21 protein-coding genes are annotated in these 24,674 nt (G+C 70.2%); 14 read left to right on the top strand and 7 right to left on the bottom strand.

The annotated features are described in order from the left end of the window. The first annotated feature begins 38 nt into the window (after positions 1 to 38). The 4 genes from ACFVDO_RS04695 (at position 39) to ACFVDO_RS04680 (ending at position 5,662) form a co-directional block, all read left to right on the top strand. Positions 39 to 989 (top strand): helix-turn-helix domain-containing protein, encoded by a 951-nt coding sequence (locus tag ACFVDO_RS04695; protein ID WP_378857914.1) that lies wholly within the window; start codon positions 39 to 41, stop codon positions 987 to 989. Positions 990 to 1,027: 38 nt separating this feature from the next. Beyond that, positions 1,028 to 2,008 (top strand): aldo/keto reductase, encoded by a 981-nt coding sequence (locus tag ACFVDO_RS04690; protein ID WP_378857915.1) that lies wholly within the window; start codon positions 1,028 to 1,030, stop codon positions 2,006 to 2,008. Positions 2,009 to 2,080: 72 nt separating this feature from the next. Further along, entirely contained in the window at positions 2,081 to 2,866 is a 786-nt protein-coding gene (locus ACFVDO_RS04685; protein ID WP_378857916.1) for a PP2C family protein-serine/threonine phosphatase, read from the top strand. 57 nt (positions 2,867 to 2,923) lie between these two features. Next, positions 2,924 to 5,662, top strand: coding sequence for an FtsK/SpoIIIE domain-containing protein (locus ACFVDO_RS04680; protein WP_378857917.1), 2,739 nt, complete (start codon positions 2,924 to 2,926; stop codon positions 5,660 to 5,662). A gap of 4 nt (positions 5,663 to 5,666) precedes the next feature. Here the strand turns inward: ACFVDO_RS04680 and ACFVDO_RS04675 are convergent, their stop codons facing one another. Next, positions 5,667 to 6,662, bottom strand: coding sequence for an asparaginase (locus ACFVDO_RS04675; protein WP_378857918.1), 996 nt, complete (start codon positions 6,660 to 6,662; stop codon positions 5,667 to 5,669). A gap of 45 nt (positions 6,663 to 6,707) precedes the next feature. On the opposite strand from ACFVDO_RS04675, the gene ACFVDO_RS04670 reads away from it, so the two are divergent. After that, the gene (locus ACFVDO_RS04670) at positions 6,708 to 7,184 is read left to right on the top strand and encodes an OsmC family protein (RefSeq protein WP_378857919.1); all 477 of its coding nucleotides are present in this window, start codon (positions 6,708 to 6,710) and stop codon (positions 7,182 to 7,184) included. 12 nt (positions 7,185 to 7,196) lie between these two features. Here the strand turns inward: ACFVDO_RS04670 and ACFVDO_RS04665 are convergent, their stop codons facing one another. Beyond that, positions 7,197 to 7,976 carry a lysophospholipid acyltransferase family protein gene (locus ACFVDO_RS04665; protein ID WP_378857920.1) on the bottom strand — a complete coding sequence of 260 codons (780 nt, stop codon included), beginning with the start codon at positions 7,974 to 7,976 and terminating at the stop codon, positions 7,197 to 7,199. Between the two features lie 114 nt (positions 7,977 to 8,090). Between ACFVDO_RS04665 and ACFVDO_RS04660 the strand changes: the two genes are divergently transcribed. Both ACFVDO_RS04660 and dxr read left to right on the top strand, forming a co-directional pair. Beyond that, positions 8,091 to 9,077 (top strand): FKBP-type peptidyl-prolyl cis-trans isomerase, encoded by a 987-nt coding sequence (locus tag ACFVDO_RS04660; protein ID WP_378857921.1) that lies wholly within the window; start codon positions 8,091 to 8,093, stop codon positions 9,075 to 9,077. Positions 9,078 to 9,106: 29 nt separating this feature from the next. Then, entirely contained in the window at positions 9,107 to 10,189 is a 1,083-nt protein-coding gene (gene dxr, locus ACFVDO_RS04655) for a 1-deoxy-D-xylulose-5-phosphate reductoisomerase (RefSeq protein WP_378857922.1), read from the top strand. 173 nt (positions 10,190 to 10,362) lie between these two features. On the opposite strand, the gene ACFVDO_RS04650 is transcribed toward dxr, so the two are convergent. After that, a complete protein-coding gene (locus tag ACFVDO_RS04650) occupies positions 10,363 to 11,958 on the bottom strand; it encodes a Mur ligase family protein (protein ID WP_378857923.1) in 1,596 nt (531 codons plus the stop codon). Between the two features lie 82 nt (positions 11,959 to 12,040). Between ACFVDO_RS04650 and ACFVDO_RS04645 the strand changes: the two genes are divergently transcribed. Further along, complete coding sequence (locus ACFVDO_RS04645) at positions 12,041 to 13,354, top strand: M50 family metallopeptidase (protein WP_378857924.1); 1,314 nt, start codon at positions 12,041 to 12,043, stop codon at positions 13,352 to 13,354. A 120-nt stretch (positions 13,355 to 13,474) separates the two neighbouring features. Here ACFVDO_RS04645 and ACFVDO_RS04640 read toward each other — a convergent pair whose 3' ends face one another. Both ACFVDO_RS04640 and ACFVDO_RS04635 read right to left on the bottom strand, forming a co-directional pair. Further along, positions 13,475 to 15,340 carry an anthranilate synthase family protein gene (locus ACFVDO_RS04640; RefSeq protein WP_378857925.1) on the bottom strand — a complete coding sequence of 622 codons (1,866 nt, stop codon included), beginning with the start codon at positions 15,338 to 15,340 and terminating at the stop codon, positions 13,475 to 13,477. A 173-nt stretch (positions 15,341 to 15,513) separates the two neighbouring features. Then, complete coding sequence (locus ACFVDO_RS04635) at positions 15,514 to 16,134, bottom strand: pyroglutamyl-peptidase I (protein WP_378857926.1); 621 nt, start codon at positions 16,132 to 16,134, stop codon at positions 15,514 to 15,516. 59 nt (positions 16,135 to 16,193) lie between these two features. On the opposite strand from ACFVDO_RS04635, the gene ispG reads away from it, so the two are divergent. Together ispG and ACFVDO_RS04625 are read left to right on the top strand one after the other, a co-directional pair. After that, positions 16,194 to 17,345, top strand: a complete 1,152-nt coding sequence (gene ispG / locus ACFVDO_RS04630; protein WP_378857927.1) for a flavodoxin-dependent (E)-4-hydroxy-3-methylbut-2-enyl-diphosphate synthase — start codon at positions 16,194 to 16,196, stop codon at positions 17,343 to 17,345. 120 nt (positions 17,346 to 17,465) lie between these two features. Then, positions 17,466 to 18,791, top strand: coding sequence for a hypothetical protein (locus tag ACFVDO_RS04625; RefSeq protein WP_378857928.1), 1,326 nt, complete (start codon positions 17,466 to 17,468; stop codon positions 18,789 to 18,791). 51 nt (positions 18,792 to 18,842) lie between these two features. On the opposite strand, the gene ACFVDO_RS04620 is transcribed toward ACFVDO_RS04625, so the two are convergent. After that, complete coding sequence (locus ACFVDO_RS04620; RefSeq protein ID WP_378857929.1) at positions 18,843 to 19,823, bottom strand: response regulator transcription factor; 981 nt, start codon at positions 19,821 to 19,823, stop codon at positions 18,843 to 18,845. A 62-nt stretch (positions 19,824 to 19,885) separates the two neighbouring features. On the opposite strand from ACFVDO_RS04620, the gene ACFVDO_RS04615 reads away from it, so the two are divergent. Then, positions 19,886 to 20,749 carry a hypothetical protein gene (locus ACFVDO_RS04615; protein WP_378857930.1) on the top strand — a complete coding sequence of 288 codons (864 nt, stop codon included), beginning with the start codon at positions 19,886 to 19,888 and terminating at the stop codon, positions 20,747 to 20,749. 4 nt (positions 20,750 to 20,753) lie between these two features. Here ACFVDO_RS04615 and ACFVDO_RS04610 read toward each other — a convergent pair whose 3' ends face one another. Next, positions 20,754 to 22,097: an erythromycin esterase family protein gene (locus ACFVDO_RS04610; protein ID WP_378857931.1), complete on the bottom strand. Its 1,344-nt coding sequence runs from the start codon at positions 22,095 to 22,097 to the stop codon at positions 20,754 to 20,756. Between the two features lie 146 nt (positions 22,098 to 22,243). Between ACFVDO_RS04610 and ACFVDO_RS04605 the strand changes: the two genes are divergently transcribed. The 3 genes from ACFVDO_RS04605 to ACFVDO_RS04595 all read left to right on the top strand — a co-directional run bounded on the left by ACFVDO_RS04605 (position 22,244) and on the right by ACFVDO_RS04595 (position 24,659). Further along, complete coding sequence (locus ACFVDO_RS04605; RefSeq protein ID WP_378857932.1) at positions 22,244 to 22,963, top strand: lytic polysaccharide monooxygenase; 720 nt, start codon at positions 22,244 to 22,246, stop codon at positions 22,961 to 22,963. 102 nt (positions 22,964 to 23,065) lie between these two features. Next, complete coding sequence (locus tag ACFVDO_RS04600) at positions 23,066 to 23,683, top strand: YdcF family protein (protein WP_378857933.1); 618 nt, start codon at positions 23,066 to 23,068, stop codon at positions 23,681 to 23,683. A 1-nt stretch (position 23,684) separates the two neighbouring features. After that, positions 23,685 to 24,659 (top strand): aldo/keto reductase, encoded by a 975-nt coding sequence (locus tag ACFVDO_RS04595; protein WP_378857934.1) that lies wholly within the window; start codon positions 23,685 to 23,687, stop codon positions 24,657 to 24,659. The last annotated feature ends 15 nt before the right edge of the window (positions 24,660 to 24,674 follow it).

Raw genomic sequence — 24,674 nt, 5'->3', positions numbered from 1 at the left:
TGCGAGTCCACCGGGGCGCAGGAAGAGCGGGAGAACGGATGCTTGACGAGATCGGGCTCGACGACGAGCACGCGGAGATCTACCGGATGCTTCTGGAGCAGCCCTCGGCGGACGTCGACGAGATCGCCGCCCGGATCCGCCGCTCGCCCGAAGAGGTGCGGCGGCTGCTCGCCGGGCTGGAGAGCGTCGGGCTGGTGGCGCGCCAGGGCTCCGCACCGGACCGGGTCGTGGCATCCCCGCCGTCGCTTGCGCTGCGGCCGATGCTCGTGGAGAGCGAGCGACGGCTCGCCGCCGCGCACGCCGCCTTCGTGCAGCTCAGCGAGATCTACCGGCAGGGCGCCGCGCTGCGGGCGGCTCCCGACGTCGTCGACGTCGTGCTGGGACCGGATGCCGTGCGGCAGCGCATCGCCCAGCTCCAGGCATCCGCTGTCGACCGCGTCGACGTGTTCGTCAAGAGCCAGGTCGCGCTGCTCGAACCCTCCGACAACGTCGAGGAGGAACGGGCGCTGGAACGCGGCGTCCGGTACCGGACGATCGTCGAGTCGGGTGTCGCCGAACGGCCAGGCTTCCTCGATGCGGCGCGCCTCGCCATCGCGGGCGGCGAGGAGATCCGCGCACTCCCCGACGTGCCGACCCGGCTGTTCCTCGCAGATGACCGGCTGGCGCTGCTGCCGATGCACCCTGAGGGCACAGATCAGGTCGGCGGGGCGCTGCTCGTGCACCCCAGTGGGCTGCTCGACCTGGTGATCGCCGTGTTCGAGTCGTTCTGGCGATCGGCACGTCCGCTGTTCGGGCAGGATGAGGAATCGGCCGCCGATCGGGAGCTGCTCTCGCTGCTGATCCTGGGCCTGACGGACACCGCCGCGGCGGCGCAGCTGGGCGTCTCGCTGCGCACCGTGCAGCGCCGCATCTCGGAGCTGTCAGAGCGAGCCGGGGTGACCTCCCGGTTCCAGCTCGGCGCCGAGGCCGTCCGGCGCGGGTGGGTGTGACGAATCCCGACCCGCACGGCACCGATAGTGTGGAAGGCATGGTGAACGCTCAGCGTCGCGTGGGGGCCTCAGGACTCGTCGTCTCCGCCGCAGGTCTCGGATGCAACAACTTCGGACGCACGGGCACGGTGACCGAGAGCATCAAGGGCAGCCGCGACGTGATCGACGCGGCGATCGACCAGGGCATGTTCTTCTTCGACACGGCCGACATGTACGGCAACGGCGGCACGAGCGAGAGCTTCATCGGCGAAGCGCTCGAAGGACGCCGCGATCGCGTCGTGCTGGCGACGAAGTTCGGGCACGAGTACGACATGGGCTACGACTTCCCGGCCGGGCGCGGTTCGCGTCGCTACGTCAGGTTCGCCGTCGAGCAGTCGCTGCGCCGGCTGCGCACGGACTGGATCGATCTCTACCAGCTGCACCTGCCCGACGCGCAGACGCCGATCGCCGAGACGATCGACGCGCTGGACGAACTGGTCGACGAGGGCAGGATCCGTTACTACGGGCACTCGAACTTCACCGGCTGGCAGATCGCAGAGGCCGAGTTCACCGCACGGGCGCGCTCGACGGGCCGCTTCGTCTCATCGCAGAACCAGTACTCGCTGCTCGCACGCGGCGCCGAGCGCGAGGTGCTGCCCGCCGTGAACAGGTACGGACTGGGCTTCTTCCCGTTCTTCCCGCTGCACAACGGCCTGCTGACCGGCAAGTTCACCCGTGACGGCGGGCCCACCGGCAGCCGCATCATGAACGAGCGTCGCTTCATCTGGGAGAACGCGCCCTGGGACGCGCTCGAGGGCTATGCCGCGTTCTGTGCGGATCGCGGCATCACCATGCTCGAGGCGACCTACGGCTGGCTGCCGGCGCAGCCGGGGGTCTCTAGCGTGATCGCAGGTGCCACGACGCCTGCGCAGGTCGAATCCAACGTGCGTGCGGCCGTCGCCTGGGAGCCGGATGCAGCGGATCTGGCCGCCATCGACGCTCTCTTCCCGCTTCCCGAGGATCCGGCAGTCGGTCTGTGAACCCTGGTTCCACTACGATGGCAACAGATTCCGGCGATATCCGGAGCACCGCCCGCACACCGGAGAGTCCTCGTGCCTGAGACGACAACGCAGACGTACCGCGTCGATGACGCCGTGCAGCTGTCGTGGGCGGGTGCGACCGATCAGGGTCACCGCCGCGACACCAACCAGGACGCCTTCCTGGCCCGCTATCCGCTCTTCGTCGTCGCCGACGGCATGGGCGGGCATGCCGGAGGCGAGATCGCGAGCGGTCGGACGATCGCCCGTCTGGACGCCGTGGTCGACAGCGGTCAGGTCGGCACCGAGGCGATCGAGAAGGCGCTCGGCCTGGCCGTGGCCGACATCGCGGCCCATCCCGACACCACGGATGAGGGCACCGGCACCACGCTGACCGGGCTCTTCCTCGATCTGAGCAACGATGAGCCGCGCTGGGTCGTGCTCAACATCGGCGACTCCCGTGTCTACCTGGCGCGCGAGGGCAAGCTCGCACAGGTCACCACCGATCACTCGGTCGTGCAGGAGCTCATCTCGTCGGGCAAACTCAGTCCGGAAGAGGCCGAGGGACACCCGTACAGCAACGTCATCACGCGCGCCGTCGGAGCCAGCGAGCTGCTCCCGCCGGACTACATCTCCGTCGAGGTGCAGGCCGGGGACCGTTTCGTGGTCTGCTCCGACGGTCTCACCAAGGAGCTCACCGACTACGGCATCCTGCACTTCCTGCGCGAGCACGCCGACCCGGCCGCCGCGGTCGAGGCGATGCTCGAGGCTGCGCTGGAGAACGGCGGCCGTGACAACGTCACGGTGATCGTGCTGCAGGTCGACGACTCGTCCTCCACAGCGGACGATTCCGCGGACTGACCGCATAGGGCTGTGGACAGCCCGCACTCGCGCCGTTCCGTGCGCTCTGATGGGGGCATGGAAGCCACCACGATCGTGCTGCCGCCGTCACCGGCACCGCCCAGCCGTCCGTCCCTGCCGTTGCTCGCGGCGATCGTGCCCGTGATCGCGGGGGTGGCGCTGTGGGCGGTCACCGGCTCGCTGTTCGCGCTCTGCTTCGCCGCGCTCGGGCCACTCATGCTCCTCGCGTCGTTCCTCGACGGCCTTCGCACCCGGCGCCGCGACCGCAGGCGCGGCGAGGTCGAGGCGGACGCGGCGTGGGAGCGCGCGGAGGCCGAACTGGTCCAGGTGCACGCCCGTGAGCGCGCCGACCTGTGGCGTCGGTATCCCGATGCCGCCGGATGTCTGATCGAGCAGCCGCTCCGCGGGCCAGAGCCGCCGACGGCGGACACAGCCCTGGTCCTCGGTCGTGGCACACGGGCGAGCGGGGTGCGCGCCAGCGGGGGAGAGGACGATCGTTCCCGTGCTTTTCGGGAACGGGCCGCGGTGCTGGGCGACGCACCGATGACCGTGCCGATCGGACGGGGCGTCTGCGTGCGCGCACCCGAACCGGTCGGGGCGGCGGTGCTGCGGGCGCTGATCGTGCAGCTCTGCCAGCGGTTCACCGCGTCGCAGCTCATGCTGCTCGGGGACGGTCTCGAAGACCTCGGCGTGGCCGAGCTGCCGCATGCGAGCACAACTCGACGCGCCGCGTTCCGCCTGGTGGTCGGCGCCGGGGGCGACCATGGCGGCGACGCACGGCTCTCGCTGTGCGCGCCCGACGAGCAGCCGCCTGACGGGGTGACAGCGGTGCTGGACTGCACCGACCCTGCGCGTGCGCGACTGCGCACCCCGGACGGCGTCAAGGAGGTCATCGTCGAAGGAGTGTCGCTCGCGCAGGCCAGGCGGATCGCTGCGGAGAGCGCCGCCGCTGCGGAAGATGTCTCCGAGGTGCCGGCGACGATCGCGCTGCATGAGCTCGACATGGTGCCGAGCGGCGGAGCGGGCCTCGCAGCGGCGATCGGACGCGGCGAACGCGGCGACCTCGTCGTCGATCTGGTCGAGGACGGGCCGCATGCGATCGTCACCGGCATGACAGGCACCGGCAAGAGCGAGCTCCTGGTGTCCTGGGTGACGTCGATGGCCGCCGTGCACGGTCCCGAGCGGGTGAACTTCGTGCTCGCCGACTTCAAGGGCGGCACAGCCTTCGATCCGCTCCGTGAGCTGCCCCAGGTGGCTGCGGTGATCACCGACCTCGACGATGACGGCGCGCGTCGCGGCGTGGAGAGCCTGACGGCCGAACTGCGTCGCCGGGAGCGGGCGCTCGCCGAGGCCGGCGCGCGCGACATCCGCCAGCATCCCTCGCTGCCTCGGCTGGTGATCGTCGTCGACGAGTTCGCCGCGCTGCTGCAGGAGCACGCCGACCTCGGCGCGGTGTTCACCGATGTCGCCGCGCGCGGACGCGCGCTCGGCATGCACCTCGTGCTCGGCACACAGCGCGCGGCCGGTGTGATCCGCGACGCGCTCGCCGCGAACTGCCCGCTGCGCGTCAGCCTGCGAGTGGCGGATGCGGCAGACAGCAGGCTCGTGATCGGCTCGGACGCCGCTGCCGCGGTGCCGGGCGGGCCGGAGGCGCGCGGGCTCGCGTTCGTGCGCAGGCCGCAGGACGCGGAGGCCGTCTGCGTCCGCATCGCGCTCACCGGCGCGGCGGAGGTGCGGGCCACGTCGCTGCGCTGGGCCGACGCTGCGCGACCGCGCAGTCCTTGGCTGCCGGCACTCCCGGAGCGGCTGACTCTGGACGAGATGCGGCCGGATGTCGATGGCGGCCTGCGGCGGCGCGGCACGGGACTCGTGCTGGGCAGAGCGGACGAACCCGATCGTCAGCGTCAGCCAGCGGAGACCCTCGAGTCGGGGTCGGGCCTGGCGGTGATCGGCGGGCCGGGCTCCGGGAAGACCGCAGCGCTGCGGCTGCTCTGCGTGCAGCAGCCCGACGCGCGGATGATCCCGGTCGATGCCGAGGGAGCCTGGGACATGGTGCAGGAGCTGCTCGCAGAGGCTGCCCGCCCGCCCCTGGTGCTCTGCGACGATCTCGACGCACTCGTCGCCGCCTACCCGCCGGAGTACGCGCAGGAGTTCGTGTCTGCGTGGGAGCAGATCGTGCGCGCGCTTCCGACGGTGGTGACCGTCTCCCGCGTGTCCGGAGTGCTCGGTCGTGTCATCGACGCGCTGCCACGGCGCGCGGTGCTGCGGATGCCCGGCAGGATCGAGCACATCTCGGCAGGGGGAGAGCCCGACGCCTTCCGCCGGGATCGCTCGGCCGGGCGGGCACGCATCGACGGGCGAGAGGTGCAGCTGTGCTGGGTCGAGACGGAGCATGCACAGCCGAGGCTCACCGGCGGGTCGCCTCGATGGCGGCCCGAGCACGACGTCAGCGGCGTCGTCACGCCGGCGGTGCAGCGCACCACCGAGCTGCTCCGCCGGGAGCATCCGGCGCACCGCGTGATCGGGGTGCCGGAAGCGACCTCCCGCGGCGCGGCAGGCCCTGAGCCCGTGATCGTCGTCGCCGACCCCGAGGACTGGCGGATGAACTGGTCGCTCGCACAGCGGGTGCGGGCAGAGGGCGAGATGCTGATCGCCGCGGAATGCGGGAGCGAACTGCGTCAGCTCGCGGCGGTACGCAGTCTGCCGCCGTACGCCCGCTCGCATTCGGGACGGGCCTGGGCGACGGCACAGGGCAGCGCTCCCCGGCGCGTGCTGCTTCCCGGTGCCCCGGACTGACCTGTCAGATGCCGGCGCCAGGGCGGATGGTGCCGACCGGCGCTCCGCCGCCGTTCACGACCAGCGGCAGGTCGGCAGCCAGCGCCGCGACATCCGCCTCGGCCACGGCGCCTGCGCGAGCGAGCAGGGTCGCGGCGACCATCGTGGCTGCGCGGCCGTTGCCGTCGAGCATCTTCAGCGCGACTGTGGTGCCGCCGGGAGCCACCATGACCATCACGCCCTCGGCGCCGTGCTTCGCGAAGACGCCGAGGCGCTCGATCGCGATCGTGTCCTGGTGGCCGGGGCCGGCGATCGTCCACGGGTTCTCGCGCACGGCGCGAACCAGTTGGCCGGCGACGCGGTGCAGGGCGAACGGTGAGCGATCCGAGGCGGTGCCGATGCGGTGGATGCTGCGGGCGAGCCCTTCCAGCGTCATCGCGTGCACAGGGGCGCCGCATCCGTCGATCGCGGTGTGCGCGACCTTCGCGCCGATCAGCCGCTCCACCGTCTCGCGAATGTGCACCTGCAGCGGATGCGCCGGATCGAGATAGCCATCGGTCGGCCAGCCCGTCGCCACGCAGGCACGCAGCATCGCGGCGTGCTTGCCGGAGCAGTTCATCCGGATCCGGCTCGGCTCGGCGTGGTCGCGCGTCATCTCGCTGCGGGTCTCCGTATCGCCCGGCCAGGACGGCGGGCACGCGAGGTCGTCCTCGGTGAGGCCGCCCGCGACGAGCATCTCCCGCACGAGCGCGACGTGACGGTCGGTGCCGGTGTGGCTAGCGGTGCTCATCGCGAGCTGCTCGCCCTCCAGCGCGGCGCCTGCCGTGACACAGGCGACCGCCTGCATCGGCTTCATGCTCGACCGCGGCAGGATCAGCGCGTCGGCGTTGCCGTGACGCGAGACCACCTCGCCCTCGGGCGAGAGCACGACCGCTGCGCCGGCATGACGGGATTCGACGAATCCGCTGCGTTCGACGACGGCCAGTTCCACAGAATCCGCAACGGTGAGAGTCTCGAGCACGTCCTCCAGCTTATGACCTGCGGAGCGCCGTGCCAGACTGGCGGCATGCCCCTCGGAGAACACCGCTACGCGCTCACGACCACCTGGACCGGCAACGCGGGCACCGGCACCAGCGGGTACCGCGACTACCGCAGGGACGTGACGCTGCAGGTCGAGGGTAAGCCCGAACTGCTGGCTTCCTCCGACAAGCCGTTCCGCGGCGACACATCGCGCTGGAACCCCGAGGACCTGCTCGTGGCATCCCTGTCGGAATGCCACCTGCTGTCTTACCTTCACGCCTGTGTGACCGTCGGAGCGATCGTCACGTCGTACCGGGACGAGGCGACCGGTGTCATGCGCGAGGACGGCCGTGGCGGCGGGGCGTTCGTCGAGGTCGTGCTGCGCCCGCGGGTGACGGTCGCCGATGAGTCGATGGTCGCGGTCGCCGAGGAGGCGCACCATCAGGCGCATGAGTGGTGCTTCATCGCGAACTCCGTGAACTTCCCGGTGCGCGTCGAGCCGGTCGTCACTGTCGCAGACTGACGGGGCGCGGGGTCAGCGTCGCTCGTGCGGCAGCGCCTGCTTGATCTTGTCGATCGGATTCTGCGCGGGCGGCTCGTTGTACACGCCGGCGAGTTCCTGCCCGGAGAGCGCGTGGATCGCCGCCATGATCTCGTCGGTCGCCTGACGTCGGGCCCTGCCGCTCGAGGCCGGGCCGTGCGTGCTGAGATCCAGCGGCTCGCCGAACTTCACCGTGATGCGCTCGCGCAGTGAGGGCATCTTCGCCCCGCGGGGCATCACGCGGTCTGTGCCGATGAGGCCCACAGGCACGACGGGCGCGCCGGTCTCCAGCGCGAGGAACGCCACCCCCGTGCGTCCCTTGTACAGGCGTCCGTCGTCGGAGCGGGTGCCCTCCGGGTACAGCGCGACGGTCAGCCCGTCGTCGAGGAGCTGCTTCTGCTGGTCGAGGGCGTCGAGGGCGGCCTGGCCGGCGCCGCGGCGCACCGGGATCGCACCGATCGAGGTGAAGAACATGCGCGACATCGCGCCCTTGAAGCCGGTGCCCTCGAAGTAGCTCGACTTCGCGAGGAAGTGCACGGGACGGGGCGCTGCAACAGGGATCGCGATCGAGTCGATGAACGACTGATGGTTGCTGGCGAAGATCAGCGGACCGTCCATCGGCACGTTCTCGCGACCCTCGATCCTCGGCCGGTAGATCAGGCGCGCGAGCGGCGTGATCAGCGTGCGCCCGAAGGCGTACGCGAAGCCTGCGCGCTTCGGGGCGCTGGTCTGCTCAGGTGCCGATTCGGGCTCCGGCGACTGCTCAGAGGTCATCCGCAAAGAGTATCGAAGCATTCATGCCGGTGGGGGAATGGTCGGCACTCAGCCGCGGCCTAACCGGATGGGGGATGATGAGACGTCTCCCGCCCCCGATCACGAGGTCTCACCGTGCGCCTGCGTCGTCCGCTTGCCCTGCTGTCCACCGTCGCCGTGGCGACCCTGATCCTGGCCGGCTGCGCGGGTTCGCCGGATGCCGCGTCGACGCCGACGCCCACCAAGAGCTCGTCCAAGTGCGTGCTGGACACGCAGCCAGGCGCGACCTCCGATTCGATCAAGATCGACGGCTCGGGTCTCGACGCCAAGGTCACCGTGCCGAAGGACGCCAAGTTCGCCGACGTCGAGCGCACCGTCGTCAAGAAGGGCGACGGCAAGGACATCACTCCCACCGACTTCATCTCGGTGCGCTACCAGCTCGTCCAGGCCGACACCGGAGCAGTCCTGGACACCTCGAAGCGCGGCCCGGAGGGCGTGCTGCCGGTGCTGCTCAACCCGAACGCACCGCAGCAGCTGTACGACATGACCATGTCGCCGATCTTCCTCATCGCGACCGAGTGCATGCCGATCGGCTCGGAGGCCGTGCTCGCCCTCCCCGGCGAGAAGCTGGGTGAGAACCAGCCCTCCGTCGTGCTGTACGTGCAGACCCTCGAGAAGCTGCCGACCGTCGCCACGGGCAAGAAGGTCGACCCGCCCGCCGGCATGGCGACCGTCAAACTCGACAAGGACGGCGCGCCCACGATCACCATCCCCAAGACCGACCCGCCCACCGAGACGAAGATCGGTCAGCTGAAGCAGGGCGACGGTGCGACCGTGACCGCGAACGATCTGGTCACCGTGCAGTACCGCGGGGTCAAGTGGAGCGACGGCAAGGAGTTCGACTCCACCTGGAGCCGCGACGCGTATCCTTCCCAGTTCCCGGCCACCGGGGTCGTCAAGGGCTTCCAGCAGGCGCTGATCGGCCAGAAGGTCGGCTCGCAGGTGCTCGCCGAGATCCCGCCGAAGGACGGCTACGGAGCATCCAAGGGGCACGAGCTCGAGAAGGAGACCCTGGTGTTCGTGGTCGACATCATCGGAACCACCCCCATCGAGAAGCAGTGAGGAATCCGGCCGCGCAATAGGCTGGCGGCATGCGTCGCATCCTCGTCCTCGGGTCCACAGGTTCCATCGGCACTCAGACACTGGATGTGATCCGCGCGAATCCGCGGAGATTCGAACTGGTCGGCGTCGCCGCCGGATCGAACGCGGAGATGCTGGCCGAGCAGGCGTCCGAGTTCCACGTCGAGCACACCGCGCTCGGCGCGGAAGAGGCTGAGCAGCTGGTCCGTGACGTGGAAGCCGATGTGGTGCTCAACGCGATCACCGGTTCGATCGGCCTTGGTTCCACGCTGGCGGCACTGAAGGCCGGCCGCACCCTCGCACTGGCGAACAAGGAGTCGCTGATCGTCGGCGGTGCGCTGGTCCGCGCCGCTGCGGCTGAGGGACAGATCGTTCCGGTCGACTCCGAGCATTCCGCGATCGCGCAGTCGCTGCGCTCCGGAGAGCACGGCGAGGTGCGGCGGTTGGTCGTCACCGCATCCGGCGGACCGTTCCGCGGGCGCTCGCGGGAGCAGATGGCCGCGGTCGCCCCGTCCGAGGCGCTCGCGCACCCGACCTGGAACATGGGCCGGATGGTGACCACCAACTCGGCCACGCTGGTCAACAAGGGCCTCGAGGTGATCGAGGCGCATCTGCTCTTCGACGTCGCCTACGACGACATCGAGGTGGTGGTGCACCCGCAGTCGATCGTGCACTCCATGGTGGAGTTCGTGGACGGCTCTACGATCGCTCAGGCGTCGCCTCCGGACATGCGGCTGCCGATCTCCCTCGGATTGGACTGGCCGCACCGGGTCGGCGGCGTCGGGCGTCCGTTGGACTGGCGCCAGGCCACGAGCTGGACCTTCGAGCCCCTGGACGACATCGCGTTCCCGTCCGTGGCACTCGCCAAGCTGGTCGGCCGCGCCGGCGCGACCTTCCCCGCGGTCTACAACGCCGCGAACGAGCAGGCGGTGGATGCGTTCCACGAGGGGCGACTGTCATTCCTCGGCATCGTCGACACGATCGCCGCGGTCGTCGACGCACACGAACCGCCGGAGCAGCTCACTCTCGAGTCGCTGGCGGCTGCCGAGATCTGGGCTCGCGCGAAGGCCGACGCCCTCATCGCCGCGGCCTGATCCCTCGCTCCGGTCGCACTCGCTGCGGGTGTGCATGCCCGGCACCCGCATCCGTTGGGACCGGAGCTGTGGTTGATTGTGCTCCGGTCGCACTCGTTGCGGGTGTCCGGGCAGGGGGACCCGCATCCGTTGAGACCGGAAACGGGGCCGGGAGACGCGACGACCGGAATGGGTCAGCGGGCCTCCGGCACCGGCCAGCCGGCATCCTGCAGGGCCTGGCGAGCCAGGGCTCGCGCAGAGAACGGGGTGCGGACGCCGTCGATCTCGCGGTAGTCCTGGTGTCCGGGTCCGGCCCACAGGATCGCGTCGCCCTCGCCGGTCATCGCGACCGCGGTGCGGATCGCCTCCTCAGGAGCCGCGACCTCGAGGATCTCGGCGTCGGTCCCCGCGGAGCGTGCGCCCTCAAGCAGCGCTGCGCGGATCGGCGCCGCCGCCTCGTAACGGGGGTGGTGGTCGGTGACGAGCACGATGTCCGCGCCCTCGGCGGCGACGCGCCCCATGATCGGCCGCTTCAGCGTGTCCCGGTTGCCGGAAGCGCCGAACATCATCAGCACCTTGCCAGGGGTGACCTTGCGCACAGCGGCCAGGGTCTTCTCGAAGGAATCGGGGGTGTGAGAGAAATCGACGTAGACCACGGGGCCGCGCTCGCCGGAGACGATCTCGGTGCGACCGGGCAGCACGGCCCGGACCTCTCCGTCCCGCTGCAGAACCTCCGCGATCCGGCCGAAGCCGTAGCCGGCCTCGACGAGCATCGCGATGGCGAGGCCGGTGTTGGCGGCCATGTGCGCGCCGATCACGGGGATGGTCGTGGTGATCTCGGCGCCGCCCGGCGCACGGACGGTGAAGGTCGTGGCGCGCTGCGTCTCCTCCTCGATACGAACGGTCCAATCGGCGCGGGCAGCGGCATCCGCGTCCTGGGCGAGCTGCGGTGCGCCCACGGTGACCACCGGGATCTCGGCGCGCGAGACGACCTCGAGCCCCGAGGCGGTGTCCACGCACACAACCCCGCGACGTGCGCGGTCCGGGCGGAACAGCGCGAGCTTCGCCGCGAGGTATGTCGCCAGGTCGCCGTAGTCGTCGAGGTGGTCGTGCGTGAGGTTGGTGAACCCGGCGACGTCGAACAGGATGCCGTCGACGCGGTGCCGCGACAGCGCCTGGGCGCTCACCTCGACGGCGACCGCCTCTACGTCACGCTCGCGCATGAGTGCCAGCAGCGCGTGCATCTCGGAGGACTCCGGCGTCGTCAGCCGTGACACGATGGTCTGCCCGGCGATGTGCCTCTCGGCGGTGGAGCTCAGACCGGTAACGACGCCCAGCTGGTTCAGGATCGCCTCGAGCACGTGCGCGGTGCTGGTCTTGCCGTTGGTGCCGGTGACTGCGAGCAGCTCCGGCATGTCATGGTCCGTGCCGTACAGCCAGGCGCTGATCCCCCCGAGCGCAGCCCGCGGGTCGTCGGCGATGAGCACCGGGAGCCCGCTCGGTGCGGCGATCTCCGCACCGTCCGCGTCGGTGAGGATCGCTACAGCTCCCTGCTCGGCCGCCTGCCCGGCGAACTCCGCGCCGTGCCGGCGCGCGCCGTGGATGCCGACGAACACCTCGCCCTCGCGCAGATCCGCGGTGGCCAGTGTGATGCCCGCGGCCGTCAGGCCCGAGAGGTCCCCGCGGATGCCGAGGCCGAAGCGCTCGGCGAGATCGGCGAGCGACCGGTGCGACGGGCGCTCAGGGCGCAGGACGGGGGGCAGGGGAGCGGAGGCGGGTGCAGTGGCCATGACGCCTCCAGTCTCCCACGCGGTCGGCAGATCCCCGCCGCGGTCACAGCGGATTCCTCGCCACGGCCAGTACGGTGATCTGGTGGAAATCCTGCTGTACCTGGGCGGCATCCTGTTCATGCTGATCGGTCTCGCGCTGTCCATCGGACTGCACGAGATCGGGCATCTCGTGCCCGCGAAGCTCTTCGGCGTGCGCGTCGGCCAGTACATGATCGGGTTCGGCCCGCGACTGTGGTCGAAGCAGATCGGCGAGACCGAGTACGGGGTGAAGGCGCTGCCGCTGGGCGGCTTCATCTCGATGTCGGGCATGTACCCGCCGTCGAAGGAGACCGGCAAGGCGAGCGGGCTGTTCTCGAAGCTGGTGCAGGACGCCCGCTCGGCCAACGACGAGACGATCGCGGAGGGCGCGGAGGATCGCGTCTTCTACCGGCTGCCGGTGTGGAAGCGCGTCATCGTGATGTTCGGCGGTCCCCTGATGAACCTCATCCTCGGTGTGCTGATCTTCACGGTCGTCGCCTCGGGCATCGGCCTGCTGCAGGCCACGACGACCGTGGCATCCGTGAGCGAGTGCGTGGTGCCGGCCGGCTCCAGCCAGACCACCTGCAAGCCGGGCGACCCGACGGCACCTGCCGCCGAGGCGGGCATTCAGCCCGGCGACGTGCTGGTGAGCGTCGACGGCCAGGACGTGTCCACGTTCGCCGAGGCATCCGCGATCATCCAGGCCTCGCCTGGAGTCGCGCTGCCGGTCGTCGTCGAGCGCGACGGCGCGGAGGTCGACACGACCCTCACGCCGGGTCCCGCACAGCGGCAGGAGGTGGATGCAAAGGGGCAGCCCGTCGTCGACGCGGACGGCAAGCCGGTGATGCACGAGGTCGGCTACGCGGGCATCACGTCCCAGCAGGCGTACGTCCGCCAGCCGATCGGCACCGGCGCCGAGATGACCTGGCAGCAGGTCAGCGGCGTCGCCTCGATGATCGTCACCCTTCCGCAGAAGATGTGGAGCGTCGGCGAGACCGTCTTCGCCGGTGCGCCGCGGGATCCGAACGGGCCGCTCAGCGTCGTCGGGGTCGGGCGTCTGGCCGGTGATGTCGCCGTCACCGACAGTCCGATCCTGAATCGGCTGAGCACCCTGCTCTACCTGCTCGGTGCGCTGAACATCGCGCTGTTCGTGTTCAACCTCATCCCGCTGCTGCCGCTGGACGGCGGCCACATCGCCGTCGCGTTGTGGGAGGGCATCAAACGCACCTGGGCGAAGCTCACCGGGCGGCGCGCACCGAAGCCGGTGGATGCCACGCGGCTGGTGCCGCTCACCGTCGTCGTCGCCGTGGTGATGATCGGCATGGGCGCGCTGCTGATCGTCGCCGACCTGCTCAAGCCCGTGAACCTGCTGGGCTAGTGCCCTTCGTCTCGTCGCTGCGCTCCTCGCTCAGGGGCCGGGGTGTTCGTCCGGTTCCTGAGCGAGCGCAGCGAGCGCCGTGTTGAGCGAGCGCAGCGAGACGAAGTGACGAAGGGCCCCTCAGGCCAGGGCGTGCTCCGCCAGTCTCTGCAGAGTGCGGATGCCGTCGCGCGACAGGATCGACTCCAGGTGGCCCTGGATCGACGCGAAGCCCTCACCGCGAAGGGCGTAGACGTCTCCGGTGACCGCATCCGCCGACACCTCGGCATCCGCCGCCGACGCGGTGCCGGGGGAGACCCGCGCGGTGAACGTGTTGTAGAAGCCGACCGAGGCGTCCTCACCGAACACGGGCACCGTCTTCTGCACGCCCTGATGCGGGGCGTCCAGCGGCACCAGGTCGATCCCCAGCGAGTCCGCGAGGATCTGGTGGCTCAGGCACACGGCCAGCAGCGGAGCATCCGCTGCGCGACGACGGGCGACGACCTGTCGCATCCGTGTGATGCGCGGTGATTCGGCATCCCGCGGGTCGCCGGGCCCGGGACCAGCGACCAGCAGGTCGGCGGCGTCGATCTCGTCATCTGTCACGGCTTCCCACGGCACGACGCGGGCGTCGAGGCCGAGGTGCCGCAGCTGATGGGCGAGCATCGTGGTGAAGCGGTCCTCCGCGTCCACGACGAGGGCGGTGCGGCCCGCCAGCGGGCCGGCAGCTGCGGCTTCCTGGGGCTGCAGCCAGAACTCTGCCAGGCGCGCGTTTCGTGAGGCGAGCAGCTCGGCGACCTCGGCGTCGTCGGCGAGCGATCCTGCGCCAGGCGCGTCGTCGTCGCGAGCCTCCGCCGCCAGGTCGCGCTCGATCGCGCCGATCGCGCCCAGCACACCCGCAGCCTTGCCATGAGTCTCGCCGACCTCGCCGTACGGGTCGGAGTGGCGCACCAGGGTCGCGCCCACCGGCACCGACAGTCGTCCGCCGTCGACGTACACCGTGCGGATCAGGATCGGCGCATCCAGGTCGTGGCCGCCGTGCGCGTTGGGGCTGAACAGTGCAGCGACACCGGAGTAGTAGCCGCGCGGAGTCTGCTCGTGCCGCCGGATCACGGCACAGGCGTTCTGCATCGGCGACCCGGTGACGGTCGGCGCGAACATCGTCTCGCGCAGCACGTCGCGCGGGTCGAGCCGGCTCTGCCCGCGCAGCATGTACTCGGTGTGCGTGAGCCGTGACATCTGCTTGAGGTGCGGGCCGGTGATGCGCCCGCCGTCCGAGCAGACCTGGCTCATCATCTTGAGCTCCTCGTCGACGACCATGAACAGCTCCTCCGTCTCCTTCGTCGAGGAGAGGAACTCGGTCAGCGCCGACTTGGTGGCGCCGCCGGCGGGATGCCGGAACGTGCCCGAGATCGGATTCATCGTGACGATGCCGTCGCGCGCGACGACATGCGCCTCCGGACTCGCGCCCACCGCGATGCGGCCGGGGGTGATCACCGCGAAGGTCCAGTACGCGCCGCGCTCGTGCTCGAGCAGGGCGCGGAACCAGGTGAGCGCCGCGATGCGATCACCGGTCTCGAAGGAGGCGCGGTAGTCGCGGCGGATCACGAAGTTCGCGCCCTCGCCGCGGCCGATCTCCTCGTCGATGACGCGCGTCACGATCGCGGCGTAGTCCTCGTCGGTGATGTCGAACCCGCCGCCGCGGAGAGCGATCGGCTCGTCGGGTAGCGCGGCGATCAGCTCTGCGGCGTCGAGCTGCTCGTGCGCATCCACGAGGATGCAGCGCAGCGGCGTGCCGTCATCCCGCGCCTCGAATCCCCGCTCGCGCACCTGACGGTAGGGGACGAGGGCGAACACCTCCCGGTCCGCCTTGAGCGGGATGTCGGCGAGCAGATCGACGTCGGTGACGGTGCCGGTGAGCAGCTCGACGCCGCTGTCGCGCGCGATGAGCACGAATGACGCGTCGGGGTCGGCGGTGAGGGCGTGCAGGCGGTCGGCGATGGCCATCGGGTCTCCTGTATCGGGGAATCCGGCGCGGGATGCAAAAAGACCGCCCCGGAAGGCGGTCTGATTCTCGTGGGTACGCGAAACTCCGCCTAGGAGGCGGGCCACCAGGAACGGTTCGCGGACATAGGGCGAAAGTACCACACCCGAAGGCGGGGATCGGGCGTGTGACGCGATCAGGACTCGGTGCCCGTGCTGCGGACATCCTCGTCGCCCCGGGCCTGCGCCACGGCGATGCCCACAGCGTGCACCAGGGCGTCGTCTGGCAGGTGCGGGGCGCCGTCCGGCGCGGTCGACGCCGACCACGGCAGGTGGATGAATCCCGCCCGCGCCTCCGGCGCGGCTGCCAGCGCCGTGTAGAACACGTGGTTGCACACGTAGCTGCCCGCCGAGAGGGACACGTGCGCGGGGATGCCCGCCTCGTCGATCGCCCGCGCGATCCGCTTCACAGGCAGAGTCGCGAACCGGGCGGCGGGTCCGTCCGGTTCGCTCGGCACGTCGATCGGCGCGGCACCGGAGTTGTCCGGGATGCGGGCGTCGATGAGGTTCACCGCGACCCGCTCGACAGCGACCCTCGTGCTGCCGCCCGCCAGCCCGAACGCGATGACGACCTCCGGTAGGTGCTCGGCGATCAGCGCGCGCAGCTGTGTCGCGGCATCGGTGAAGACGACAGGGAGCACCGCGGCGACCAGATCGTCCGACGGATGCGCGGCCGCATAGGCGCCTACGGCATCCTGCGACGGGTTGCCCGCGCCGCCGGCGAAGGGACCGAAACCGGTGAGCAGGACGGAGGCCATCCGCTCAGCCTATGCGTGCGTGCAGGCCCGGTGCGGCGCGGGCGTCGTAGGCTGGAGGGGTGCCAGCAGTGAACCTGGGGATGCCGCGCGTCCCGGAAGTCCTCGCCCCTCGTCGCAAGTCCCGCCAGATCCGGGTCGGCAAGGTGCTCGTGGGCGGCGACGCCCCCGTCAGCGTGCAGTCGATGACGACCACGAAGACCACCGACATCAACGGCACCCTGCAGCAGATCGCCGAGCTGACGGCGTCGGGCTGCGAGATCGTGCGCGTCGCGGTGCCGTCTCAGGACGACGCCGACGTGCTGCACATCATCGCGAAGAAGAGCCAGATCCCGGTCATCGCCGACATCCACTTCCAGCCGAAGTACGTGTTCCAGGCGATCGACGCCGGCTGCGGCGCGGTGCGCGTGAACCCGGGCAACATCCGCAAGTTCGACGACCAGGTCGGAGCCATCGCCAAGGCGGCGAAGGACGCCGGTGTCTCGCTGCGCATCGGCGTGAACGCGGGCTCGCTCGACCCCCGGCTGCTCGAGAAGTACGGCAAGGCCACTCCGGAGGCGCTCGTGGAGAGCGCGGTCTGGGAGGCGTCGCTGTTCGAGGAGCACGACTTCCACGACTTCAAGATCTCCGTCAAGCACAACGACCCGGTCGTGATGGTGAAGGCCTACCGGTTGCTCGCCGAGCGCGGCGACTGGCCGCTGCACCTCGGCGTGACCGAGGCCGGTCCGGCGTTCCAGGGCACGATCAAGAGCGCCACGGCCTTCGGCATCCTGCTCAGCGAGGGCATCGGCGACACGATCCGCGTGTCGCTGTCCGCTCCGCCGGCCGAGGAGGTCAAGGTCGGCCATCAGATCCTGCAGTCCCTGAACCTGCGCGAGCGCAAGCTCGAGATCGTCTCCTGCCCGTCGTGCGGGCGTGCGCAGGTCGATGTGTACACGCTCGCCGACGACGTCACCGAGGGACTGAAGGACATGACCGTGCCGCTGCGCGTCGCCGTGATGGGCTGCGTCGTGAACGGCCCCGGTGAGGCCCGCGAGGCGGACCTGGGCGTGGCCTCGGGCAACGGCAAGGGGCAGATCTTCGTCAAGGGCGAGGTCATCAAGACCGTGCCGGAGGCGGACATCGTCGCCACCCTCATCGAAGAGGCGAACCGCATCGCCGCGGAGATGGGCCCCGACGCCCCGCTCGGCACCGCGCAGGTCGTCACCAGCTGACTGACGCCGGACATGTCCGATCCTGGACATCGGATTTCCTTGTGAGCCTCACAGCCACTTGATTCACTGCTCATGAGTTCAGGCACCCCAGGCCTGACGAAGAGTAAGGAATCAGTGCTGATGAAACTCTCGTTCAAGACACCCCTCGCCGTCGCGTCGATCGCAGCCCTCGCGGTCACCGGCTTCGGAGCATCCGCCGCATCCGCGGCGGCCGCTCCGACGACCACGGCGGCCACCGCCACCATCGCCCAGACAGGGGCGCAGGACGTCGCAGCGGTGCGCGCGCAGTTCAACGAGTACCTCAAGACCGCCGATCTCGACCCGACGACCCGCGCGCACTACGAGGAGATCGGAGCCTCGGATGCCGCCTTCGCCGCGGCCGTGCAGACTGAGCTCGACGCCGTGCGCGAGACGCTGCGCGACGCGGGCATCTCGGAGGGGATGGCCGGGGCCATCGATCCGGGCGACTACCAGTGCAGCACGAGCGAGCTGACGACATGGGCGCGTGCCCAGCTCGCGAGCGTGGACCCGGATGCCTGGTATTGGTACAACAACGGCCTGCTCGGCGTCTCTCCCTCGCTGTTCCTGCAGTACTGGACGCTGATGAAGACGCCGGTGGATCCGCACGATGCGGAGTTCGGCGTCAACGGCGACAAGACCAACGAGCTGTCGCGCACGTTCCGTGCTCTGGAGAGCTTCTGGGGTATCAACGACAGCGAGGTCGGCCTGGTCCCGTTCGACGCGAAGGTGTTCGCCAGCACCCCGGAGGCTGCAGCCGACCGTCAGTTCGTCTACGACGGGTTCGGGCGGGTCAACGGACTGATCGCCATCCTGATGCAGCTCTCGGTGGAGAGCGGCATCATGCGCGGGCTGGTGGACGAGGGCTTCCCCGGCGGCGTGGACAACCCCCTGTTCACCCTGAACGCGTTCGCCCTCGACCCGGACCGTGCCGATGACAGCACGGGCATGCTCGCCGAGCTCGGCATCACGCGTCGCGTCGCGATGGGCGTGGGGCTGAGCAGCATGTGGGACGACATCGGACTCGGCGCCGTGGGCGACCGGGCCGTGCTCGGCCACGAGTACGCGCACCAGGTGCAGTACACCCACGATCTGTTCGAGACCGACCTGACCGACGAAGCCGAGCAGACCCGCCGGTCTGAGCTGATGGCGGACGCCTTCAGCACGTACTTCACGGTGAGCAAGCGGGGTGCGTCGCTGAACAAGGCGTCGGCGCTGCAGGCGATGCAGTCGTTCTACACGGTCGGCGACTGCTCGTTCACGAACCCTGGGCACCACGGGACTCCGAACCAGCGCTATGCGAGCTCCGAGTGGGCGGCGGACTTCGTGAAGGCGCAGGACGACCAGGGACACATCATCGCCACCGAGGACCTCGCGGCTGAGTGGGAGAAGGTGTTCCCCGAGCTCATCGCCCCGGATGCGGAGTGACCCCGCCGCGTCAATGACCGAGCCGCGTCGATGACCGTGTCGGCCGTCGAGTCACACCCAGCCCTGCATGGCCAGCTGCAGACCCAGCTGGAACCTGGTGTCCACACCGAGGTGCTCCTGCAGAGCGGTGACCCGGCGGCCGACCGTGCGTTCGGAGACGCCCAGCTCACGGGCGATCGCGCGGTCGGTGATGCCGAGGCTGAGCAGCCGGACCAGCTCCCGGTGCTCGTCCGGCGCTGGATGACGCACCGACTCGAGCGCGCTGCCCGGGTCGAACGGCAGCGCAAGCTGCCAGAACGTCTGGAAGACGACTCGCCACGACTCGACCAGCCGGCGGTTGCGCATGACCGCGAGATGGATGGGCTCATCGTTGTCGTAGGAGACGTTCAGGGTCGCGCAGTCGTCGGCGATGACAAGATTCACAGGGACCCGGGGGAGCACCCTGGCCTGCTCTCCGGCGGCGACGCACTCGGTCGTGACGGCCAGGGCGGACTCGTTCTCGAACAGGCGACTGTGGTAGACGACCTGCACGCCCACCCCACGGGCCAACGCGTCGAGCACGCCGTGCGCCGGCTCGATCGTCATCCCGGCCCGCGGACCGATCGACAGAGCGAGGATCTCCCGCCGTGCCTGCGCGATGTGGGCGTCGAACTCCCGGCTCGCGGACGGCCCGGAGAGCACCTCCACACCGACCTCCTGCCCGCGCGCCGCGCGCCAGACCGCCATCAGATCATCGATGGCGAGCTGGGCGGCGACGGCCCGCTGAGTGTGCTGATCCGCGATCTCCTGCAGCGGACCGGCCGGGGGCACGATGTCGACGGATCCGGCATGCACGACGGCCAGGCCGGTGGCGGTGAGAGTGCGCAGCGCCGGAGAGTCGACCTGCTCCAGCGGGAGCGGCCCCACGCTCGCCAGGTGGGCGTACAGCGTACGGGAATCGTCGTCGATCCCGGGCAAGTCGTAGTGCGACGGCAGCAGCAGCCGCGGGATGCGTTCGTTCACGGTCACCTCGGGTCGGACGTGGGGGAGCATCCGATGCCTCAGCGTATCGTGAGCGGATGCTGTGGACGCTGCGCGCGTGGAAGCATGGAGTCATGCATCCTGATGTTCTCGCGCGCCCCACGACCGTCACGTTCCCCGCCGGAGCCCTGAGGGCGGATGCCCGCGTGCTGACAGTGCAGGGTGGTGTCGTGGTCACCGACGTCACCCCGTTCCATCCCGTGGACCACACCTGGCCCGACCAGCCGGGGGACTCAGGGACGATCGTGGTCGGAGCGGACGAGGTCGCAGTGGCCGAGGCCGTGATGGCGGCGATCAGCGACGACGGCGCCTTCGCCGTCGGGACAGACATCCCGGTCAAGCGCGGTGCGGAGGGCTGGACGTGGCTGGTGGGGCACCGCGTGGAAGGCGAGATTCCGGCGTCCATCACAGCGGGGGCGTCCGCGGCCCTCGAAGTCGATGAGGTGCGTCGAGCCGGCCTCAGCCGCGGACACACGGCATGCCATCTGGCATCCCTCGCCCTCGATCTTGCGCTGGCGGACCTGTGGCGCAAGGATCCGGGCGCCGATGCGCTCGGCAGCCCGGACTTCGAGGGCCGGGCGAACCAGACCAGCTTCATTCATGTCGACGGCGCCGTCGACGAATACCGCCTCGGCAAGAGCCTGCGCAAGGCGGGCTTCGATTCCGAGACCTTCGCGGCGACCGTGGCGGAGCGCGAGGCTGCGATCAACGCCACGCTGGCGTCCTGGGTGGCCTCAGGGGCTCCGAGTCGCATCGTCACCGACGGGCCGACGATCATCGACATGCGCCGCTGGGAGTGCGAGCTGCCGGCGGGCACCGCATCGATCCCGTGCGGCGGAACGCATGCGGCCTCGCTCGCGGAGTTCGCCTCGATCACCGTGTCGCTGGTACTGCAGGATCAGCTGCTCACGATGACGACTTCGGCCGTGGCCGCCTGACGCGTCAGGCCGTCGCCCGCTCGTCCACGCCGAATTCGTTCAGCCAGGTGTGCCAGGGCGACACGGATTCGACGAACGCGATCGCATCGAACGCCTCCCGCACGGGCAGCGGCTGCAGGACGTCGCCGTTCTGCACACCCGCCGTGCGATCCAGGGCGTCCATGGCGGCGGGCGTCATACGCCGGAGATCCACGACGAAGTCGCCGATGCCAGCGCGTGCGAACGCCGCGTCGGCGCTGCCCGGCAGCAGCGGGCCGATCGGCTGCACGAACGGCCGGGAGTGACCGGGTGCGTCGGCGGGATCCGGTCGGTGCAGCCACGCATCACCGCCGCCGAATGCGGTGCCGATCGCGACGTACGCGGATCCGAGCCTCTCCGCGAGGTGTCCACCGAGAGTGGTCATCGGATCCGGCACGTACGGCGGAGCGGAGAACGGCGTGCGCTGCACGTGGCCGTTCGCTGCCGCGACCAGGATCCGCGGCTCGTCGCGCAGCACCCTCTCCACCGAGTCCGCCATCCACGCATCCCGGATGTTGGCAGGGGGCCAGGTGCGAATCGGGCCGCTGGTCATCGCGCGGAGGAAGTCGTCGGCGGCACGTGCGCTCTCGGCCGCGTTGATCGCGGCGTCGACGCGACGCACCGCCGAGCTCCCACCGCCGGAGCGCGCGACGAGGTCGGGCCGGAGTGCGCGCGTCCGCGCAGCGAGATCGCCGACCGCCGCGGCGATCTCGTTCCGCCGCTCGGGCGGGAGCGCGAGGTACGCCTGGATGGTGGGGGCCGCCTGCGCCAGTCCTGAGCGGTCGGCAGGGAGGTAGTCGAACAGAGGGACCACCGCCGCGCGCACATGTGCGGCGTAGGCCGGATCAGTGTCATCGAGCAGATCGAGCGTCGCGAGGACACCCGGCAGCGCGCTCGCGGACGAGTCGGGCACGTCCATACCGGCGAACCGCACCGGGATGCCGCGGACGTTCTGCTCCCGCATCCAGGTGACCTGATCGAGCATCTCCTCGCAGGCGCCGAACCGGTACGTGATCCCGCGACCCAGCACGTCGCGCAGCCCCGGCCCACCATCACGCAGCCAACGATCGACCCTGAGGCCCTCCGGCTGGCCGCTCTCCATCACCAGGGTCGTGAACCCGGCGCGGCGCACGAGGAAGCGGAACAGACGGTGCCGAAGACCGAGGAACTCGTGCACGCGGTGCATCGATTCGCCGACGGCGACGACGCGGGCGTCGCCGATGATGTCGAGGAGCGGCTCCAGATCGCTGTCGTCGGGATCATCCGGATCCAGGGTGCGCAGCCGGTGCGCGTCGGTGCGGAGCCAGGAGGCGAGCGGGTCTGCGGTCACAGCAGGATCGTACGCCGTACGTGGTTTCCACATGCCTGCTCCGGAACCGGGCGCGGCGGTCCCCATCGCCGCTAGCGTGCTGGCGACGGCGCCCGGATGCTTCGGGGGCCGACCGACTGTCAAGGACGATACGGAGGAGACGGGCAATGAGACGGAAATGGATCATCGCGGTGGGTATCGCGATCGGAGCTCTCGTCGGCGGGGCCGCGGTGACGGCTGCCGGCGCACACGGCTGGGTGACGGACCCGCCCAGCCGCCAGGCGCAGTGCGCGGCGGGCGCGACCTCGTTCGACTGCGGATCGATCGAGTACGAGCCTCAGAGCGTCGAGGCGCCGAAGGGCTCGATGAAGTGCAGTGGCGGCAACGCCGAGTACGCGATCCTCGACGACGCGTCCAAGCCGTGGCCGCGCACGAGGATCGACTCCACCACGACCCTGACCTGGAACATCACGGCTCGGCATTCGACGAGCAGCTGGGAGTACTTCGTCGACGGTGTGCCGTTCGCGGTCTTCGACGGCTACAACCGGCAGCCCGAGGCCACCGTGAAGCACACGCTGACGAACCTGCCGGCGGGCGACCACATGATCCTCGCGCGCTGGAACGTCGCCGACACGGTGAACGCGTTCTACAACTGCATGGACGTGACCGTGGGGACCGGCGGACCGACGAACCCGGAGCCGACACCGACGCCGACCCCGACCCCGGGCACCTGCACGGCACCGGCATGGAGCGCGTCGAGCATCTACATCGGAGGCGCTCAGGTGAGCGAGGCCGGTCACACCTGGAAGGCGTCCTGGTGGACGACCGGCGAGAAGCCGGGCACCACGGGCGAGTGGGGCGTGTGGAAGGACCTCGGCGGCTGCTGACCGGCATCCGCTGAATCGGCTCCTCAGGGCCGGGCCCTCGTGACCCGGCCCTGACTGCTGCCGCGCGAGGGAGTAGCGTCGGTGCACGTGACGGTGAATCGGATGAGCAGGGCCATCGTGGGCGCGGCCGTCATCGGGGCAGCCGTGCTGGCCGCCGTCCTGGTCTGGTCGGAGATCGTGCACGAGCGCTCCTCGCGTCGCCGGATGGGTGTCGATGACGGGCATCCGGTGCGGCGCGAGGCGATCGTGGTGCTCGGTTATCGCAACCGCGGCACGCGCGTGAACGGCGTGAACCGCTATCGAGTGCGCGCCGCGCTGCGCTCGCTGTCGCCGGATGCCGGAGAGTCGATGCTCGTGCTCTGCGGCGGTGCCGTCGGTGGCGACATCCCCGAGGCCGAGCTGCTCGCCGCTTACGCGTTGCGGCGCGGATACGCCGGTCCGATCCGGCTCGACACGCAGAGCAGGACGACGCGCGAGAACGTGCAGAACGCGATCGCGCTGGTCGAGGACGCCGATGCGATCAGGATCGTGTCGAACTCGCCGCACGCCGAGCTCGCGCGGGCATACCTCCGGGACCTGCGCCCCGATCTGGGCAGGCGCCTGCGGCGGGCGCGCGAGCAGCGGCTCGGCGAGGTCCTGTACATGAAGCCGTACTCGGCGGTGCAGGGGCTCCGCGCGCTCGCCGAGCATGACCGCATCACCGACAGAGAAGGAGCATGACATGCAGAAGCGAACCCTCGGCCAGGGACTCGAGGTCTCGGCGATCGGACTGGGATGCATGGGGATGTCGCACGCCTACGGCCCCAACCCCGGCAGTCGCGAAGACATGATCGCCGTGCTCCGCGGCGCCGTCGACCTTGGAGTCACGCTCTTCGACACCGCCGAGGTGTACGGGCCCTACGTGAACGAGGAGCTCGTCGGCGAGGCGCTCGCGCCGGTGCGCGACCAGGTCGTCATCGCGACGAAGTTCGGCTTCCAGATCGGCGGACACGGCCTGGACAGCCGGCCCGAGCACATCAGGGAGGTCGTGGACGCCTCGCTGCGCCGCCTCCGCACTGACGTGATCGACCTGCTCTACCAGCACCGGGTGGATCCGGCCGTGCCCATCGAGGATGTCGCAGGCACGGTGTCCGCGCTCATCGACGAGGGCAAGGTGCGCCTTTTCGGACTGTCCGAGGCGTCCGCAGCGACGATCCGCCGCGCGCATGCCGTGCAGCCGGTGACGGCGGTGCAGAGCGAGTACTCGCTGTGGACCCGCGATCCGGAGACGGATGTGCTTCCGGTGCTCGGTGAGCTCGGCATCGGCTTCGTGCCGTTCAGCCCGCTGGGACGCGGCTTCCTCACTGGGGCGATCGACACCACGACGGCGTTCGCCGCCGATGACATGCGGGGCGGCCTGCCGCGGTTCACCGAGGAGAACCGGGCGGCGAACGCCGCGCTGATCGAACGGGTCGGTGCGCTCGCCGCGGCGAAGGACGCCACACCCGGTCAGATCGCGCTGGCGTGGCTGCTCGCGCAGCAGCCGTGGATCGTGCCGATCCCCGGCACCAGGCGAATCTCCCGCATCGAGGAGAACCTGGCGGCCGCGGAACTCGTGCTGACGCCCGTCGAACTCGCCGAGCTCGACGCCCTCGCCGACGAGGTGCGGGGCGAGCGCTACAGTGCCGCGCAGTTCGCGCAGGTGGATCGGGGTTGACGACGGTGTCTGGCG

The sequence above is a fragment of the Microbacterium sp. NPDC057741 genome, from assembly GCF_042798735.1.
Lineage (GTDB): Bacteria > Actinomycetota > Actinomycetes > Actinomycetales > Microbacteriaceae > Microbacterium.
This window is presented reverse-complemented; position numbering and strand designations above follow the sequence as displayed.